This is a genomic window from Micromonospora globosa, from assembly GCF_000717585.1.
In the GTDB taxonomy this organism is placed as follows: Bacteria; Actinomycetota; Actinomycetes; order Mycobacteriales; family Micromonosporaceae; genus Micromonospora; species Micromonospora aurantiaca.
Genome location: NZ_JNZR01000056.1, coordinates 1 through 19,958 on the forward strand (window position 1 = coordinate 1; position 19,958 = coordinate 19,958).

Consider the following 19,958-nt stretch of genomic DNA (forward strand, 5'->3'; position numbering starts at 1 on the left):
GGTGCACACGGCTGGTGTGTTGGATGACGGTGTGGTGGAGGGGCTGACGGCGGAGCGGTTGGCGGGGGTGTTGGCGCCGAAGGTGTCGGCGGGTTGGTTCCTGCATGAGGCGACGGCGTCGCTCGCGCTGGACCTGTTCGTGGTGTTCTCGTCGGTGGCTGGTGTGCTGGGTTCGCCGGGTCAGTCGGCGTATGCGGCGGGTAACGCCTTCCTGGACGGGCTTGCGGTCCACCGGCGGCAGCTCGGGTTGCCGGGGGTGAGTCTGGCGTGGGGGATGTGGGACACGGCAGGCATGGCCGCCTCGATCGGCGGCAACGACCGGGCCCGTACGGCACGCGCCGGCCTGCGGCCGATGAACGCCCGCACCGGCCTGGAACTCTTCGACGCCGCCGTGGGGGCGGAGCGGGCGGTGCTGGTGCCGGCCGCGATCGACGTACCCGCGCTGCGGGCGGCAGCCGCCGGCGCGGTCGTACCGCCGATGCTGCGCAACCTGGTCGACGTGGCGACGACCCGCCGCCGCGCCGGCCAGGGCGCCCCCGGCGGCTGGGCCGAGCGCCTCACCGGGCTCAGCGCCGAGGAGGGCCTCGCACAGGTCGACGAGCTGATCCGGGGCCTGGTCGCGCAGGTCCTCGGGCACGGCGGCGCCGAGGCGGTGCCGGCGGACCGGGCGTTCAAGGACCTGGGCTTCGACTCGCTGACCGCCGTCGAGCTGCGTAACCGGGTGAACGGCGCGACCGGCCTGCGCCTCACCTCGACCCTGGTGTTCGACTACCCGTCCCCGCAGGTCCTGGCGGCCCACGTGTACGCGGAACTCGCCGGCACCCGACCCGGTGCCGTCGCGGCCGACGAGGCGACGGCCGGCGACGCCGACGAGGCGATCGCGATCGTCGGCATGGCCTGCCGCTACCCCGGCGGGGTGGAGTCTCCCGACGAGCTGTGGAGGCTGGTCAGCACCGGTGGGGAGGGCATCGGGGAGTTCCCGGCCGACCGGGGCTGGGACCTGGAGTCCCTGTACGACCCGGACCCCGACCACGCCGGCACCTCGTACACCCGCCACGGCGGCTTCCTGTACGGCGCGGCGGAGTTCGACCCCGGCTTCTTCGGCATCTCGCCACGCGAGGCCCTCGCCATGGACCCGCAGCACCGGCTGCTGCTGGAGGCGTCCTGGGAGACGTTCGAGTCGGCGGGCCTGGACCCGTCGGGCCTGCGGGGCAGCCGGACCGGTGTCTTCGCGGGCGTCATCTACCACGACTACTCGACGCGCCTGATGGAGACGCCCGAGGTCGAGGGCTACATCGGCACCGGCAACTCGGGCAGCGTGCTGTCGGGCCGGGTGGCGTACACGTTCGGGCTCGAGGGCCCGGCGGTGACCGTGGACACGGCCTGCTCGTCCAGCCTGGTGGCGTTGCACCTCGCGGTGCAGGCGCTGCGCAGCGGCGAGTGCGACCTGGCGCTGGCCGGCGGCGTGACGGTGATGGCCACGCCCGGCACCTTCGTGGAGTTCTCCCGGCAGCGGGGCCTGTCGGCCGACGGCCGGTGCCGGTCGTTCGCCGCGTCGGCCGACGGCACGGGCTGGTCCGAGGGCGTGGGCGTGCTCCTGGTGCAGCGCCTGTCGGACGCCCAGCGTGAGGGCCGGCGGATCCTGGCGGTCGTACGCGGCAGCGCCGTGAACCAGGACGGTGCGTCGAACGGGCTGACGGCCCCTAACGGTCCGTCGCAGCAGCGGGTGATCCGGCAGGCGCTGGCGTCGGCGCGGCTGTCGCCGTCCGACGTGGATGTGGTCGAGGCGCACGGCACGGGTACGACGCTGGGTGACCCGATCGAGGCGCAGGCCGTCCTGGCGACGTACGGGCAGGACCGGCAGGGGCGGGAGCCGTTGTGGCTCGGCTCGGTGAAGTCGAACATCGGGCACGCACAGGCGGCAGCCGGTGTCGCCGGTGTGATCAAGATGGTCATGGCGATGCGGCACGGCCTCGTTCCGCCGACCCTGCACGTGGACGAGCCGTCCCCGCACATCGACTGGTCGGCGGGGGCGGTGGCCCTGGCCACCGAGCCCACTCCGTGGCCGCGGGTGGACCGGCCGCGTCGGGCGGCGGTGTCGTCGTTCGGGATCTCCGGCACGAACGCGCACGTGATCATCGAGCAGCCACCGGCCGGGACGATCGAGGGTGAGGTCGTCGCGCGCGAGGTGCCGGCGGTGGTGCCGGTGCTGTTGTCGGCCCGCGACGTGGCCGGGCTGTCGGCGCAGGCGGGTCGGTGGGCGGGGTGGCTGGCGGCCGGCGAGGCTCCGCGTGTAGTGGATGTGGCGTGGTCGTCGGTGGCGTCGCGGTCTGTGCTGGAGCACCGGGCGGTTGTGTCCGGCGCGAGCCGGGACGAGCTGTTGGCGGGTCTCGCGGCCGTGGCGGCCGGCGAGCCGTCGGGAGCTGTCGTGACCGGCGCGGCGGGTCAGCGTGGTCAGCTTGCGCTGTTGTTTTCGGGTCAGGGTGCGCAGCGTGTGGGTATGGGCCGGGAGTTGTATGGCGGGTTCCCGGTGTTCGCGGCGGCGTTGGATGAGGTGTGCGGACATCTGGATTCGTTGTTGCCGTGTCCGTTGCGGGGGGTGTTGTTCGCGTCGGCGGGGACTGCTGAGGCGGAGTTGTTGGACCAGACCGTGTTCACGCAGGCCGGGTTGTTCGCGGTCGAGGTGGCGTTGTTCCGTCTGGTGGAGTCGTTCGGGGTCGTTCCCGACGTGGTGGCTGGTCACTCGATCGGTGAGGTGACGGCGGCGTATGTGGCGGGGGTGTTGTCGCTCGCGGATGCGTGTGAGCTTGTGGCGGCGCGGGGTCGGTTGATGCAGGCGTTGCCGGCGGGTGGCGGGATGTTGGCGGTGGCGGCGGACGAGGCTTCGGTGGGGGAGTCGATCGCGGGGTTGGCGGACGTCGGTGTTGCGGCGGTCAACGGTCCGGCTGCTGTGGTGGTGTCGGGTGCCGTCGAGGCTCTCGACGCGGTGGAGCGGGTCTGGCGTGGGCGGGGTGTGCGGACGCGTCGGTTGTCGGTGAGTCATGCGTTCCACAGTCCGTTGATGGAGCCGATGCTGGATGAGTTCCGGGCGGTGCTGGAGGGGCTGGCCTTCGCGGCGCCGTTGTTGCCGGTGGTGTCGAATGTGACCGGTGCGCTGGCTGACCCGCAGGAGATCCGCAGCCCGGAGTACTGGGTGCGGCATGTGCGGGAGGCTGTGCGCTACGCCGACGGGGTGACCGCGTTGCGTGAGGCGGGTGTGGACACGTTCCTGGAGGTCGGCCCGCAGAGTGTGCTGACCGCGATGAACGCCGACGTACTCGCCGAGGACGCGCTCGCGGTGGCTGTGCAGCGCCGGGACCGGTCCGAGACGCAGGCGTTGCTGCACGCCCTGGCCGAGCTGCACGTCCACGGGGTGCCGGTGACCTGGACGCAGTGGTTCACCGACACCGGCGCCGCCCGGGTCGACCTGCCCACGTACGCCTTCCACCGCGAGCGGTACTGGCCCGAGCCGGCGAGCCGGCCGCGACAGACGGCGACCCACGGCGGCGACGCCGACTTCTGGAACGCCGTCGAACGCGGCGACCTGAACGCCCTCGCCGCGCAGTTCGGCGACGACGGCACCGCCCTGGACGCCCTCACCCCGGCCCTGCCGGTCCTGTCGAACTGGCACCGGGCGCGTACGCAGCGGGCCGTCCTGGACGCGTGGTCGTACCGGGTCGGATGGAAGCGCACCGACATCACCGCCGAACCGGCGCGGCCCGGCGTGTGGCTGCTCGTGACGGCGCAGGACGACCTGGCGGACGGCACCCGGGCGGAGGCGGTGACCAAGGCCCTCGCCGAGGTCGGCGCCGACGTGGTCCGGCTCACCGTCGACCCGGTCGGCACCGACCGGGTGGGCCTCGCCCGACGGCTGGGCGACGCGCTGGCCGACGGCCCCGTCACCGGCGTGCTCTCCCTGCTCGGCCTCCGCGACCAGCCGCACCCCGCCCACCCGGCCGTGCCGGCCGGGGCGGCCGCCACGCTGCTGCTGCTCCAGGCGCTGCACGACACCGGGGCGACGACCCGGCTCTGGTGCCTGACCCGGGGCGCGGTCAGCACCGGCGACGGGGACACCGTGCACGCCGTCGCCCAGAGCGGGCTCTGGGGCCTGGGGCTCGTGGCGGGCCTGGAACACCCCCACCTGTGGGGCGGGCTGGTGGACCTGCCCAAGCAGGTCGACGCGACGGCCTGGGACCGGCTGGTGCGGGTGGTGACCGGCGCCGGCGACGAGGACCAGCTGGCCGTGCGCCCCTCCGGGGTGTTCGTCCGTCGCCTGGTCCGCTCGGCACCCACCGTTCCCGACGCGGCGCAGCGGTGGCGGCCGTCCGGCACCGTGCTGGTCACCGGCGGCACCGGCGCGCTGGGCGCGCACGTGGCCCGCTGGGCGGCGGCCAACGGGGCGGAGCACGTCGTGCTGACCAGCCGCCGGGGCGAGCGCGCCCCCGGGGCGGCCGAGCTGTGCGAGGAGCTCACCGCCCAGGGCGTACGGGCGTCGGTCGTGGCCTGCGACGTCGCCGATCGCGACCAGGTGGCGGAGCTGCTGGCCCGCCTCGACGAGGATCCCGCGCCGCTGACGGCCGTGGTCCACGCGGCGGGCGCCGGCGAGTCCGGGCTGATCGCCGACACCGACCTGACCGCGTTCGCGGGCGTGCTCGACGGCAAGGTGGCCGGCGCGCTGCACCTGGACGCCCTGCTCGGCGACCGGCCGCTGGACGCGTTCGTGCTCTTCTCCTCCATCGCCGGGGTGTGGGGCAGCGGCGGGCAGTCCGCGTACGCCGCCGGCAATGCCTTCCTCGACGCGCTCGCGGAGCAGCGGCGCGGCCGGGGCCTGGCGGCGACGTCCGTGGCCTGGGGACCGTGGGCCGACGGCGGCATGGCCACCGGCGAAGCCCAGCAGATGCTGGCCCGGCGCGGCCTGACCGCCATGGCGCCGGCCGACGCCGTGCACGCCATGCGGTACGCCGCCGGCCTGCCCAGGGCGGCGCTGACCGTGGCGGACGTCGACTGGGCGGTCTTCGCCCCGGCGTACGCCTCGGCCCGCCCCCGGCCGCTGCTCGACGACATCGCCGAGGCCCGGGAGGCGCTGCACGCCCACGCCGGGGAGCAGCAGCCCGGCGCTGCCGATGCCCTGCGGGAGCACCTGCTCACCCTGCCCCGCCCCGAGCGGGGCCGGCACCTGGTCGACCTGGTCCGTACCCACGCCTCGGCCGTGCTCGGCCACGCGGGCACGGACCGGGTCAAGCCCCAGCGGGCGTTCAAGGAACTCGGATTCGACTCGCTGACGGCGGTCGAGCTGCGCAACCGACTGGCCGGCGCCACCGGCCTGTCACTGCCCGCGACCCTCGTCTTCGACCACCCGACCCCGGCCGTGCTCGCCGAGAACCTGCTCGACGGCCTGCTGCCCGAGGCGGCGCAGGCGGACGACGGCGACCCGGCGGAGGCGGCCGTCCGGCAGACGCTCGCGGCGATACCGCTGGCCCGCCTCCGCGAGGCGGGGCTGCTGGACCTGCTGCTCAACCTCGCCGACGCCGACGGCGGTACCGGGGCCGAGCCCACCGACGAGGCCCTGGACCTCGACGACCTCGACACCGACACCCTCGTCAGGCTGGCGCTTGACGGAACCGATTCCTGACCGTTGTCCCCAGTACGGAGCTCATGATGTCTACGTCCGCAGACAAGGTCGTCGAGGCGCTTCGCGCGTCGCTCAAGGAGACGGGCCGCCTCCGCCAGCTCAACCAGCAGCTGACCGCCGCCGCCCGGGAGCCGATCGCGATCGTCGCGATGTCCTGCCGCTACCCGGGCGGCGTCGCCAGCCCCGAGCAGCTCTGGGACCTGGTGGCCTCCGGCGGCGACGCGATCGGCGGCTTCCCGACGGACCGGGGCTGGGATCTGGACAACCTGTACGACCCGGACGCCGACCGCGCCGGCCGCTCCACGACCCGCGAGGGCGGCTTCCTCTACGACGCGGCCGACTTCGACGCCGAGTTCTTCGGCATCTCGCCGCGCGAGGCAGTGGCGATGGACCCCCAGCAGCGGCTGCTGCTGGAGACGTCGTGGGAGGCGTTCGAGCACGCCGGCATCGCGCCCGCCTCGATGCGGGGGCAGAAGGTCGGCGTCTTCGTCGGCACCGCCGCCAACGGCTACGGCATGGGCCCGCAGAGCGAGGCCGAGGGTGCCGACGAGGGCTACCTGCTGACCGGTACGGCCACCAGCGTCGTCTCCGGCCGGATCGCGTACGCCCTCGGCCTGGAGGGCCCCGCGGTCACCGTCGACACCGCCTGCTCGTCGTCGCTGGTCGCCCTGCACCTGGCGTGCCAGGCGCTGCGGCAGGGCGACTTCGACCTGGCCCTGGCCGGCGGCGTGTGCGTCATGGCCACCCCCGGCCCGTTCGTGGGTTTCTCCCGGCAGCGAGGGCTCGCCCCCGACGGCCGCTGCAAGTCGTTCGCCGCCGCCGCCGACGGCACGGGCTGGTCCGAGGGCGTCGGCATCCTGCTGGTGGAGCGGCTGTCGGACGCGCAGCGCAAGGGACACCCGATCCTCGCCGTGATCCGGGGCAGCGCCGTCAACCAGGACGGCGCGTCCAACGGTCTCACCGCACCCAACGGCCCCGCCCAGCAGCGGGTGATCCGGCAGGCCCTCGCGAACGCCGGGCTCACCGCCGAGCAGGTGGACGCCGTCGAGGCGCACGGCACCGGCACCGTCCTCGGCGATCCGATCGAGGCGCAGGCCCTGCTGGCCACGTACGGGCGGGACCGCCCCGCCGACCGGCCGTTGCTGCTCGGCTCGATCAAGTCGAACATCGGTCACAGTCAGTCCGCCGCAGGCGTGGCCGGTGTGATCAAGATGGTGATGGCGATGCGGCACGGGCTGGTGCCGTCCACCCTGCACGTCGACGAGCCGACGCCGAAGGTGGACTGGTCGGCCGGCGAGGTGTCGCTGGTGACGGAGGCGACGCCGTGGCCGGCGACCGACCGTCCCCGCCGGGCGGCCGTGTCGTCGTTCGGCATCTCCGGCACGAACGCGCACACCATCATCGAGGAGCCACCGACCCCGGATGCCGTCGAGCCCGCCGACGCCGGACCGGCACCCACAGTCGCCCTGCCGGCGGTGCCCGTGCTGCTCTCCGCCCGCTCCGAGGCCGCGCTCGGCGCGCAGGCGGGCCGCTGGACCCGGTGGCTGGAGGACGACGAGGCCCTCCGCACCGTGGACGTCGGCTGGTCGTCGGTCGTGTCGCGCTCCGCGCTGGAACACCGCGCGGTGCTCACCGCCACCGACCGCGAGGAACTGCTGGCCGGGCTGCGCGCCCTGGCCGCCGGGCAGCCGTCCGGCGCGCTGGTCGCCGGGCAGGCCGCCGACCGGGGTCCGCTCGCGGTGCTCTTCTCGGGTCAGGGCGCGCAGCGTGCCGGCATGGGCCGGGAGTTGTACGCGGAGTTCCCGGTCTTCGCCGCCGCGCTGGACGACGTGTGCGCACAGCTCGACGCGCTGCTGCCGCGCCCGCTCAAGGAGGTGCTGTTCGCACCCGAGGGTTCCGCCGAGGCGGAGCTGCTGGACCGGACGGTGTTCACGCAGGCCGGTCTGTTCGCGGTCGAGGTGGCGTTGTTCCGCCTGGTGGAGTCGTTCGGCGTCGCCCCCGACCTGGTCGGCGGTCATTCGATCGGCGAGGTCACGGCCGCGCATGTGGCGGGGGTGTTGTCGCTGGCGGATGCGTGCGTGTTGGTGGCGGCGCGGGGCCGGTTGATGCAGGCGTTGCCGGCCGGTGGTGGGATGTTGGCCGTCGCGGCGGCTGAGGCCGATGTGCTGGCGACGCTGGACGGCGTGACCGGTGTGGGGGTCGCGGCGGTCAACGGGCCGACGTCGGTGGTGGTCTCCGGTGCGGTGGAGGCGCTCGACGAGGTGGAGCGGGTCTGGCGTGGGCGGGGTGTGCGTACGCGCCGGTTGTCGGTGAGTCATGCGTTCCACAGTCCGTTGATGGAGCCGATGCTGGACGAGTTCCGGGTGGTCCTGGACGGGTTGACGTTCGAGGCGCCGGCGTTGCCGGTCGTGTCGAACGTGACCGGTGCGCTGGCCGACGTCGACGAGATCTGTAGTCCCGACTACTGGGTGCGGCACGTCCGGGAGGCTGTGCGTTTCGCCGACGGGGTCGCCGCGCTGCGCGCCGCCGGGGTGGACACGTTCCTGGAGATCGGCCCGCGCAGCGTCCTGACCGCCATGACCCGGGACGTGCTGAGCGGGCGGGAGCCGGCGGACGCCGACGACGACACCCCGGTCGTCGCCGTACCCGCCCTGCGCGCCGACCGCCCCGAGTCGCGGGCCCTGCTCGCCGCCCTGTCCGAACTGCACGTCAACGGAACACCCGTCGACTGGGCGGCCCTCTACGCCGGCACCGGAGCGACTCCGGTCGCCCTGCCCACATACGCGTTCCAGCGGCAGCGCTACTGGCCCGAGCAGATGCCGGCCTCGGCCACCGGCCCGGTCAGCCCGGACGTGGTGGACGTCGAGTTCTGGTCGGCCGTCGAGCGCTCCGACGTGGCAGCGCTCGCGGCGCAGATCGGCGTCGACGGCGCGGCCCTGGACGTGCTCGCCCCGGCCCTGCCGGTGCTGTCGTCCTGGCGCAGGGCGCGGCTGCGGGACGCCGTCGTCGACGGCTGGTCGTACCGGGTGGTGTGGAAGCGGACCACCGCCCCCGCACCGGTCACCCCGTCGGGCCGCTGGCTGCTCGTGGAGCCCGCCGACGACGCCGCCACGACCGAGTGGGCCGGGGCGCTCGCAGGGGCGCTGAGCGCCGCCGGCGGCGAGGTGTCCCGGCTGGCGGTGGACCCGCTCGCCGAGCGCGACCAGGTGACGTCGCGGGTGGCCCAGGCCGTGGGGAACGCCCCGTTCACCGGGATCGTCTCCCTGCTGGGCCTGCTGGAGCGGCCCCACCCCGGCCGGCCGGCGGTGCCGCTCGGCACGGCCGCCACGATGACGCTGGTGCAGGCCCTGCACGCCGCCGACGTCACGGCACCACTGTGGATGCTCACGCGGGGCGCGGTCGGCACCGGCGACACCGACCCGGTGCGCAGCGTCGCCCAGGGCGGGCTGTGGGGCCTGGCCCGGGTCGCCGGGCTGGAACACCCGCAGCTCTGGGGCGGCCTGGTCGACCTGCCGGACGCGCCCGGGCGCGGCGACTGGGACCACGCGGTGGGCGTCCTCACCGGCGGTGGCCCCGAGGACCAGGTGGCCGTACGACCCGCCGGCGTCTTCGTACGGCGACTGGTGCGTGCCACGCCGGCGGCCGTCGGCGCCGTCGACCGCTGGCAGCTGTCCGGCACCGTCCTCGTCACCGGCGGCACCGGCGCGCTGGGCGCGCACGTGGCCCGCTGGGCGGCGGCCAACGGGGCCGAGCACCTCGTGCTGACCAGCCGCCGCGGCGAGCACGCCCCCGGGGCGGCCGAGCTGCGCGACGAACTGACCGGGCTCGGCGCCCGGGTGACCCTGGTCGCCGCCGACATGGCCGACCGCGCCCGCGTCGAGGCGCTGCTGCGCGACGTCGACGCCGACCCGGCGCCGCTGACCGCGGTGGTACACGCCGCCGGGGTGGGCCAGCTGACCATGCTGGTCGACACCGACCTCGCCGGGCTGGCCGGGGTGCTCGACGGCAAGATCGCCGGTGCCGTGCACCTGGACGAGCTGCTGGGCGACCGGCCGCTCGACGCGTTCGTGCTGTTCTCCTCCATCGCCGGCATCTGGGGCAGCGGCGGACAGGCCGCGTACGCCGCCGGCAACGCCTTCCTCGACGCCCTCGCCGAGCGGCGCCGCGCCCGCGGCCTGGCCGCCACCGCCGTGGCCTGGGGCCCCTGGGCCGAGGGCGGCATGGCCAGCGGCGAGGGCCAGGAACTGCTGGCCCGCCGCGGCCTCAGCCCGATGTCCCCGGCCCAGGCCGTGTACGCGCTGCGCAGCGCCGTCGGCCGGGCCGTGCCGTCGGTGACCGTGGCAGACGTTGACTGGTCCCTGTTCACCCCGGCGTTCGCCGCCGCCCGCGCCCGCCCCCTGCTCGACGACGTCGCCGAGGCGCGCGACGCCCTGCGCGTGGTCGACGCCGAGCCCGAGGACACCGCCGGCGGCGGGCTGCGCCAGCACCTGCTGACGCTGCCCCGCGCCGAGCAGGACCGCCACCTGACCGACCTCGTACGCACGCACACCGCCGCCGTGCTCGGCCACTCCGGCGCGGACCTGGTCAAGGCCGGCCGGGCGTTCAAGGAACTCGGCTTCGACTCGCTGACCGCCGTCGAGCTGCGCAACCGGCTCGGCGCCGCCACCGGCCTCACCCTGCCCACCACCCTGGTCTTCGACTACCCGAACCCGGCCGCCCTCGCCGACCACCTGTCGGTGACGCTGCGCCTGCACGAGGTCGAGACCGTGACCGCCTGGGGCCCCGCCGGGCCGGTGGACGGCGACCCGATCGTCATCGTCGGTATGAGCTGCCGCTACCCGGGCGGCGTGGCCAACCCGGACGACCTGTGGGACCTGGTCGCCACCGGGCGCGACGGCATCAGCGGCTTCCCCGACGACCGGCACTGGGACATGGGCCGGCTGCTGGCCGTCGACGCCGACGGGCAACCCGTCTCGCACACCCGCGAGGGCGGCTTCGTCGACGGCGCCACCACCTTCGACCCGGGCTTCTTCGGCATCTCGCCGCGCGAGGCCGTCGCCATGGACCCGCAGCAGCGCCTGCTGCTGGAGGCGTCCTGGGAGGCCATGGAGCAGGCCGGGATCGACCCGGACGAGCTGCGCGGCAGCCGTACCGGCGTCTTCGTCGGCGCCTCCCCGTCGGGCTACGGCACCACCGACACACCGGCCGAGCTGGCCGGCTACCAGCTCACCGGCGGCGCGCACAGCGTCATCTCCGGCCGCGTGTCGTACACCTTCGGGCTGGAGGGCCCGGCGGTGACGGTCGACACCGCCTGCTCGTCCTCCCTCGTGGCTGTGCACCTGGCCGCTCAGGCGCTGCGCGGCGGCGAGTGCGACATGGCGCTGGCCGGCGGCGTCACCGTCATGGTGACCCCCGGTGCCTTCGTCGAGTTCTCCCGCCAGGGCGGCCTCGCCCCGGACGGGCGCTGCAAGTCCTTCGCCGCCGACGCCGACGGCACCGGCTGGTCGGAGGGCGTCGGCGTGCTGCTGGTCCAGCGGCTCTCCGACGCCCGGCGGCAGGGCCGCCAGGTGCTCGCCGTGCTCGCCGGCAGCGCCGTCAACCAGGACGGCGCGTCCAACGGCCTCACCGCCCCCAACGGCCCCGCCCAGCAGCGGGTGATCCGGCAGGCCCTCGCGAACGCCCGGTTGACCACGGCCGACGTGGACGCGGTCGAGGCGCACGGCACGGGAACGACGCTCGGCGACCCCATCGAGGCGCAGGCGCTGCTGGCCACCTACGGCCAGGGCCGCCCCGCCGACCGGCCGCTGCTGCTCGGCTCGATCAAGTCGAACATCGGCCACAGCCAGGCCGCGGCCGGCGTCGCCGGCATGATCAAGATGGTGCAGGCGATGCGGTACGGCCTGCTCCCGCGGACCCTGCACCTCGACGAGCCGACCCCCCACGTGGACTGGTCCTCCGGCGCGGTCTCCCTGCTCACCGAGGCGCGCCCCTGGCCGGCGGTGGACCGGCCGCGCCGGGCCGCCGTGTCGTCGTTCGGCATCAGCGGTACGAACGTGCACCTGATCCTGGAGCAGCCGTCCGCGCCGACCGACGCGGACGAGCCGGCCGACGGCGACGAGCCGGTCACCGGTGACGAGCCGTCCCGGCCGCCGACGGTGCTGCCGCTGCTGCTGTCAGCCCGCGACGCGGCCGGGCTGTCGGCGCAGGCCGGCCGCTGGGCGCAATGGCTCGGCGGCACCGAGGCCCCGCGCCCGCTCGACGTGGCGTGGTCCTCGGTGGCGTCGCGCTCCGTACTGGAGCACCGGGCCGTCGTGTCCGGGGCGAGCCGGGACGAACTGCTGGCGGGCCTCGAAGCCGTGTCGGCGGGCGAGCTCCCGGCCGGCGTGCTCACCGGCCCGGGCGGCCAGCGCGGCCAGCTGGCGCTGTTGTTCTCCGGTCAGGGTGCGCAGCGTGCCGGGATGGGCCGGGAGTTGTACGGGGTCTTCCCGGTGTTCGCCGCCGCGCTGGACGAGGTGTGCGGACACCTCGACCCGCTGCTGCCGCGCCCGCTGCGGGAGGTGCTGTTCGCCGAGGCGGGCACCGCCGAGGCGGAGCTGCTGGACCAGACCGTGTTCACGCAGGCCGGTCTGTTCGCGGTCGAGGTGGCCTTGTTCCGCCTCGTGGAGTCGTTCGGGGTCGTTCCCGACATGCTGGCCGGTCACTCGATCGGTGAGGTGACGGCGGCGCATGTCGCGGGTGTGTTGTCCCTGGCGGATGCGTGCGCCCTCGTGGCGGCGCGGGGTCGGTTGATGCAGGCGTTGCCGACCGGTGGCGGGATGCTGGCCGTAGCCGCTGATGAGGCGGCCGTGGCGGAGTCGGTCGCGGGGCTGACCGATCGGGTCGGTATCGCGGCGGTCAACGGGCCTGCCGCAGTGGTGGTGTCGGGTGCCGTCGAGGCTGTGGCCGAGGTGGAGCGGGCCTGGCGGGATCGGGGGGTGCGTACCCGCCGGCTCACCGTCAGCCACGCGTTCCACAGCCCGTTGATGGCGCCGATGCTCGATGAGTTCCGTACGGTTCTGGGTGGGTTGGCGTTTGCGGCGCCGTTGTTGCCGGTCGTGTCGAACGTGACCGGTGCCCTGGCTGGTGACGAGATCTGCACGCCGGAGTATTGGGTGCGGCACGTGCGCGAGGCCGTGCGGTACGCCGACGGGGTCGCCGCCGTGCGGGCTGCCGGTGTGGATACGTTCCTGGAGGTCGGCCCGCAGAGCGTCCTGACCGCTATGAACGCCGACCTGCTCGCCGATGACGAGGCCGTGCTGGCGGTGGCTGTGCAGCGCCGTGACCGTTCGGAGGCGCAGGCGTTGCTGCACGCCCTGGCCGAGTTGCACGTGCACGGCGTGCCGGTGACCTGGCAGTCGTGGTTCGCCGAGACCGGCGCGCGGCGGGTGGACCTGCCCACGTACGCCTTCCAGCGGGAGCGGTACTGGCTGCCGCCGGCCGGCCAGTCGGCCGACGTCTCGGGGGCCGGCCTCGGCGTGGCGCGGCACCCGCTGCTCGGCGCGGCGGTGTCGGTCGCCGGCGAGGACATGGTGGTGCTGACCGGCCGGCTGTCGGTGTCGACGCATCCGTGGCTCGCCGACCACGTCGTCTCCGGTGCCGTGGTCGTGCCGGGCACCGCCCTGGTGGACCTCGTCGTCCGGGCGGGCGACGAGGTCGGTGCCTCCCGTGTCCGTGAGCTGACCGTCCTCGCCCCGCTCGTGCTGCCCGCCACCGGCGGCGGGGTACGGGTGCAGGTCCGGGTCGGTCCCGTCGACGGCACCGGCAGCCGGTCGGTGACCGTGCACTCGCAGTCCGAGGACGACCCCGAGTCGGGCTGGACCCGGCACGCCGACGGCCTCGTCGACGCCCCCACGGTCGACGAGCCCACCCTTGGCGCGTGGCCGCCGCCCGGCGCGTCCGAGGTGGACGTCACCGGCTGGTACGCGACGGTCGCCGAGCACGGGCTCGCGTACGGGCCGGTCTTCCGGGGCCTGCGCCGGGCGTGGACCGCCGACGGCGAGGTGTTCGCCGAGGTCGCCCTCGCCGACGAGTTCGCCGGTGATCCGGCGGGCTTCGGGGTGCACCCGGCGCTGCTGGACGCCGCCCTGCACCCTGTCGGGCTGCTGCCCGCCGACGAGGCGGGCGGCGGGCCCCGGGTGCCGTTCGCGTTCGAGGGGGTGCAGGTTCACGCCGTCGGCGCCCGGACGCTCCGGGTCCGCCTCACCGCCTCCGGCAGCTCGGTGCGGCTGGTAGCCACCGACGAGACGGGCGTGCCCGTGGTGTCGGTGGACTCGCTGACGCTGCGCGAGATGACCGGCCTGGCGGCCGCGCCGGACGAGGCGTACCGATCCCTGTTCGAGGTCTCCTGGCAGCCGGAGCAGATCGTCGCGCCCGACGGCGCGTACGGCTGGGTCGTGCTCGGTGGGCGTCCGCTCGACGGCGCCCCGCAGCTTCCGGCGTACGCCGGCGTCGCCGATCTGACCACGGCGGCGACGGACGGCACCGCCCCGGCGGCGCTGCTTCTGCCCGTCACCCCGGCGCCTTCCGGCGCGGACGTGCCCGACGCGGTGCGCTCCGTCACGGCGGACGTCCTCGGCGTGGTGCAGGCGTGGCTGGCGGCCGGGCCGCTGGCGGACTCGCGGCTGGTCGTCGTGACCCGCGGCGCGGTGGCTACCGGCGCCGACGACCGCGTCACCGACCTGGCGGGGGCGGCGGTCTGGGGCCTGCTGCGCTCGGCCCAGTCGGAGCACCCCGGCCGGATCGTGCTGGCCGACCTGGAACCCGGCACCGACCTGGACGCCGACCTGCTGGCCCTGCTCGCCGCCGTCGCCGACGGCCCCGCCCTCGGCGGGCAGGTCGCGGTGCGGTCGGGCACGGCGTACCTGCCGCGGCTGGTCCGCGCCACGGGCGCCGCGCGCACCCCGGCGGCCCTCGGCGGGGGAACCGTCCTGGTGACCGGCGGCACCGGATCGCTGGGCGCCCTGGTGTCCGAACACCTCGTCACCGCGTACGGCGTGCGTTCGCTGGTGCTGGTGTCCCGGCAGGGGCCGGCTGCCCCCGGCGCCGACGAACTGGTGCGGCGGCTGGCCGCGCTGGGCGCGACCGCCCGGGTGGTCGCCACCGACGTCACCGACCGCGAGCGCGTCGGCGAGCTGGTCCGGTCCATCACCGCCGACGACCGCCTGGCCGGGGTGGTCCACACCGCCGGCGTCCTCGACGACGGCATCGTCAGCGGGATCACCGCCGACCGGCTGGCGGACGTGCTTGCCCCGAAGGTCACGGCGGGCTGGTGGCTGCACGAGGCGACCGCCGAGCTGGACCTCGACCTCTTCGTGCTCTTCTCCTCCGTCGCCGGAGTGCTCGGCTCTCCCGGCCAGGCCGCGTACGCGGCCGGCAACGCCTTCCTGGACGCCCTCGCCGTGCTGCGGGCGCAGCGCGGGCTGCCCGCCGTCAGCCTCGCCTGGGGCATGTGGGACACCGACGGCATGGCGGCGTCGATCAACGACGCCGACCGGGCCCGGGTGACCCGGGCCGGCCTGGTCCCGATGACCGCCCCCGTCGGGCTCGGGCTGTGGGACGCCGCCCTGACCCACGGCGGCGCGGCCCTGGTGCCGGCCGTGGTCGACCTGCCCGCCATGCGGGCGCAGACCGCCGCCGGCCGGGTGCCGGTGATGCTGCGGGGCCTGGTGGGACCGGCCGCGAAGCGCCGCCGCTCCGGCACCGGCGCGTGGGCCGACCGGCTGGCCGGCCTCGACCCGCAGGAGGCGCGTGCGCAGGTGGCGCTGCTGGTGCGCGGAATGATCGCGCAGGTCCTCGGCCACGGCGGCGCCGAGGCGGTGCCGGCGGACCGGGCGTTCCGGGAGCTGGGCTTCGACTCGCTGACCGCCGTCGAGCTGCGCAACCGGATCAACAGCGCGAGTGGGCTGCGACTCACGTCGACACTCGTCTTCGACTACCCGACCCCCGGCGCCCTGTCGGAGCACCTGTACGAGCAGCTGTCCGGCCAGGTCGCCGCGCAGCAGCAGGCCGTGCGGGCGACAAACGTCGACGAGCCGATCGCCATCGTGGGCATGGCGTGCCGCTACCCGGGTGGCGTGACGAACCCGCAGCAGCTGTGGGACCTGGTCGCCGCCGGCGCCGACGGCATCGGCGAGTTCCCCACCGACCGGGGCTGGGAACTCGACCGGCTCTTCCACCCCGACCCGGACAACCCCGGGACGTCGTACACCCGCCACGGTGGCTTCCTGTACGGGGCCGCCGAGTTCGACCCGGACTTCTTCGGCATCTCGCCGCGCGAGGCGATCGCCATGGACCCGCAGCAGCGGCTGCTGCTGGAGGCGTCCTGGGAGACGTTCGAGTCGGCCGGCCTCGACCCGTCGCGGCTGCGCGGCAGCCGGACCGGCGTCTTCGCCGGCCTGATGTACCACGACTACGCCTCCGGCGTGCAGGACCTGCCCGAGGGCGTGGGCGGCTACCTCGGCACCGGCACCTCCGGCAGCGTGCTGTCCGGCCGGGTGGCGTACACGTTCGGGCTCGAAGGCCCGGCGGTGACCGTGGACACCGCGTGTTCGTCGTCGCTGGTCGCGCTGCACCTGGCGGTGCAGGCGCTGCGCGGCGGCGAGTGCGACCTCGCCCTGGCCGGCGGCGTGACGGTGATGGCCACGCCCGGGACGTTCATCGAGTTCTCCCGGCAGCGGGGCCTGTCGGCCGACGGCCGGTGCAAGTCCTTCGCGGCGTCGGCGGACGGCACGGGCTGGTCCGAGGGCGTGGGCGTGCTCCTTGTGGAGCGCCTGTCGGACGCGCGGCGCAACGGGCACCGCCTGCTTGCGGTCGTGCGTGGCACTGCCGTCAACCAGGACGGCGCGTCGAACGGTCTGACCGCCCCGAACGGCCCGTCGCAGCAGCGCGTGATCCGTCAGGCGCTGGCCAACGCGCGGCTCACCGCCGCCGACGTGGACGCCGTCGAGGCGCACGGCACCGGCACGACCCTGGGCGACCCGATCGAGGCGCAGGCCCTGCTGGCGACGTACGGGCAGGACCGGCCCGCCGACCGGCCGCTCTGGCTGGGCTCGGTCAAGTCGAACATCGGCCACACCCAGGCCGCCGCCGGGGCAGCCGGCATCATCAAGATGATCATGGCGATGCGGCACGGCGTGCTGCCGTCGACGCTGCACGTCGACGAGCCGTCCCCGCACATCGAGTGGAGCGCCGGGGCGGTCTCCCTGCTCACCGAGGCCCGCGACTGGCCTGCGGCGGGCCGGCCCCGTCGCGCCGCGATCTCGTCGTTCGGCGTCAGCGGCACGAACGCGCATGTGATCATCGAGCAGCCGCCCGCCGAGGCGGAGCCGACCCGGGGCGAGGGCGCGCCGACGCCCACCGCCGGGCAGCTGCCGTCGCCGGTGCTGCTGTCGGCCCGCTCCGAGGCCGCCGTCGCGGCCCAGGCGGAGCGCTGGGCCCGCTGGATCGCCGGCGACGAGGAACTGCGCCCCCTCGACGTCGGCTGGTCGTCGACCGTCAGCCGGGCCGTCATGGAGCACCGCGCGGTGGTCACCGCGACGGACCGGGACGAACTGCTGGCCGGGCTGCGCGCCCTCGCCGACGGTGAGCCGGCCGCCACCGTGGTCACCGGCACGGGCGCGACGCGTACGCAACTGGCCGTGCTCTTCTCCGGCCAGGGCGCGCAGCGCGCCGGGATGGGCCGGGAGCTGTCCGCCCTGTTCCCCGTGTTCGCGACCGCGCTGGACGAGGTGTGCGCGCAGCTCGATCCGTTGCTGCCGCGTCCGTTGCGGGAGGTGCTGTTCGCGTCGGCGGGCACGGCCGAGGCGGAGTTGCTGGATCAGACGGTGTTCACGCAGGCCGGTCTGTTCGCGGTCGAGGTGGCGTTGTTCCGTCTGGTGGAGTCGTTCGGGGTCGTGCCCGACGTGGTGGCTGGTCACTCGATCGGTGAGGTGACGGCCGCGTACGTGGCCGGGGTGTTGTCCCTGGCCGACGCGTGCGCTCTCGTGGCCGCGCGGGGTCGGTTGAGCCGCCGTGGTGGTGTCCGGTGCCGTCGAGGCCCTAGGCGAGGTGGAGCAGGCCTGGCGGGACCGAGGTGTGCGTACCCGCCGTCTCACCGTCAGCCACGCGTTCCACAGCCCGCTGATGGCGCCGATGCTCGACGAGTTCCGCGCCGTCCTGGCGGGGCTGACGTTCCGGGCGCCGCTGCTGCCGGTGGTGTCGAACCTGACCGGCGCGCTCGCTGACCCGCAGGAGATCACCCGCGCCGAGTACTGGGTGCGGCACGTGCGGGAGGCCGTCCGCTACGCCGACGGCATCGCCGCCCTGCGGGCCACCGGGGTCGACACCTTCCTGGAGATCGGCCCGCAGAGCGTCCTGACCGCGATGAACGCCGACCTGCTCGCCGAGGACGCGCTCGCGGTGGCCGTCCAGCGCCGGGACCGGCCCGCCCCGCAGGCACTCCTGCACGCCCTCGCCGACCTGCACGTCCACGGTGTCCCGGTGACCTGGACGCAGTGGTTCACCGACGCCGGCGCCGCCCGGGTCGACCTGCCGACGTACGCCTTCCAGCACCAGCGGTACTGGCTCGGCGCGGGCCAGGCGCGTGCCGCCGACGTGTCCGGGGCGGGCCTCGGCGTGGCCGGGCACCCGCTGCTCGGCGCGGCGGTCTCAGTGGCCGGTGTGGACATGGTGGTGCTGACGGGCCGGTTGTCGGTGTCGACGCACGTGTGGCTCGCCGACCACGTCGTGTCCGGTGTGGTGGTCGTTCCCGGTGCCGCTCTGGTGGAGTTGGCGGTCCGGGCGGGCGACGAGGTGGGCGCGTCGCGGGTGCGGGAGCTGACCGTGGCCGCGCCGCTGGTGCTGCCGGAGGCCGGCGCGGTGCGGGTGCAGGTGCGCGTCGGTGCGGCCGATGAGTCCGGCGTCCGGGTCGTGGCGGTGCACTCGCAGTCCGAGGGTGATCCGGAGGCCGACTGGGTGCGGCATGCGGAGGGCGTGCTGGAGCCGGCGTCGGCCGGCGAGCCGAGCCTGGGGGAGTGGCCGCCGGTCGGCGCGTCCGAGGTGGACGTGGCGGGCTGGTACCCGACGCTGGCGGAGCACGGCCTGGCGTACGGGCCGGTGTTCCGGGGGCTGCGCCGGGTGTGGACGGGCGGCGACGAGGTGTTCGCCGAGGTGGCGTTGCCGGATGAGGTGGCGACGGAGGCGGCGCGCTTCGGTGTGCACCCGGCGCTGCTGGACGCCGCCCTGCATCCGATCGGGCTGCTGCCCGGCACCGAGGGGTCGGGCGGGCCTCGGGTGCCGTTCGCGTTCGAGGGTGTGCAGGTGTATGCCTCGGGCGCGCGGGTGCTGCGGGTGCGGCTCACGCGCGCGGGCTCGGCGGTGCGCCTGGTCGCGTGCGACGAGTCGGGCGCGGCCGTGGTCTCGGTCGACTCCCTCGCCCTGCGCGAACTGACCGGCGTGACCGCGGCGGGCGCGGCGGCCCGCGCGATGTTCGAACTCACCTGGCAGGCCGAGGAGATCGCCGCCACCGGGGACCTCTCCGGGTGGGCGCTGGTCGGCTGGCCGGCAACCGCCGACCTGCCGGCGTACGGCGACGTCGAGGCGCTCGTCGCGGCGGTCGACGCCGGCCGGACGGTCGCACCGAGGGCGCTGCTGCTGCCGCTCGACGGGCCGGAGACGGCCGTCCCCGACGCGGTACGCGCGGCGACCTCGGAGGTGCTGGCGACCGTCCGGTCCTGGCTGGCAGCCGATGCGCTGGCGGAGTCGCGGCTCGTGGTGATGACGCGGGGTGCGGTGTCGGTGGCGGCGGACGACCGGGTGTCGGACCTGGCCGGTGCGGCGGTGTGGGGTCTGCTGCGGTCGGCGCAGTCGGAGCACCCGGGTCGCATCGTGCTGGCGGACGTGGACGGTGACGTGGATGCCGGGCTGCTGGGTGTGCTGACCACGGTGGCCGACGAGCCGTCGACGCACGGCGGTCAGGTCGCGGTGCGCTCGGGCGCGGTGTTCGTGCCGCGTCTGGTGCGTGCGGTCGCTGCGGCGTCGGTGGAGACGCCGGTCGTGGGTGACGGTGCGGTGGTGGTGACCGGTGGTACGGGTGCGTTGGGTGCGTTGGTGGCGGAGCATTTGGTGTCGGTGCATGGTGTGCGGTCGCTGGTGTTGGTGTCGCGTCGTGGTGCGGAGGCTGTGGGTGCGGGTGAGTTGTCGGAGCGGTTGTCGGCGTTGGGTGCGTCGGTGCGGGTGGTCGCGTGTGATGTGACGGACCGGGACCAGGTGT

Annotated in this window: 1 protein-coding gene and 1 pseudogene; both read left to right on the plus strand. The window is 75.2% G+C overall.

The features are described 5' to 3' along the window. Positions 1-5,671, plus strand: a 5,671-nt coding sequence (locus tag IF06_RS0130830) for a type I polyketide synthase (protein ID WP_030275223.1), incomplete at its 5' end; no start/stop codon positions are given. Further along, a pseudogene (locus IF06_RS33750) lies at positions 5,668-19,958 on the plus strand (type I polyketide synthase); the annotation flags it as partial. The gene IF06_RS0130830 and the pseudogene IF06_RS33750, both read left to right, overlap by 4 nt.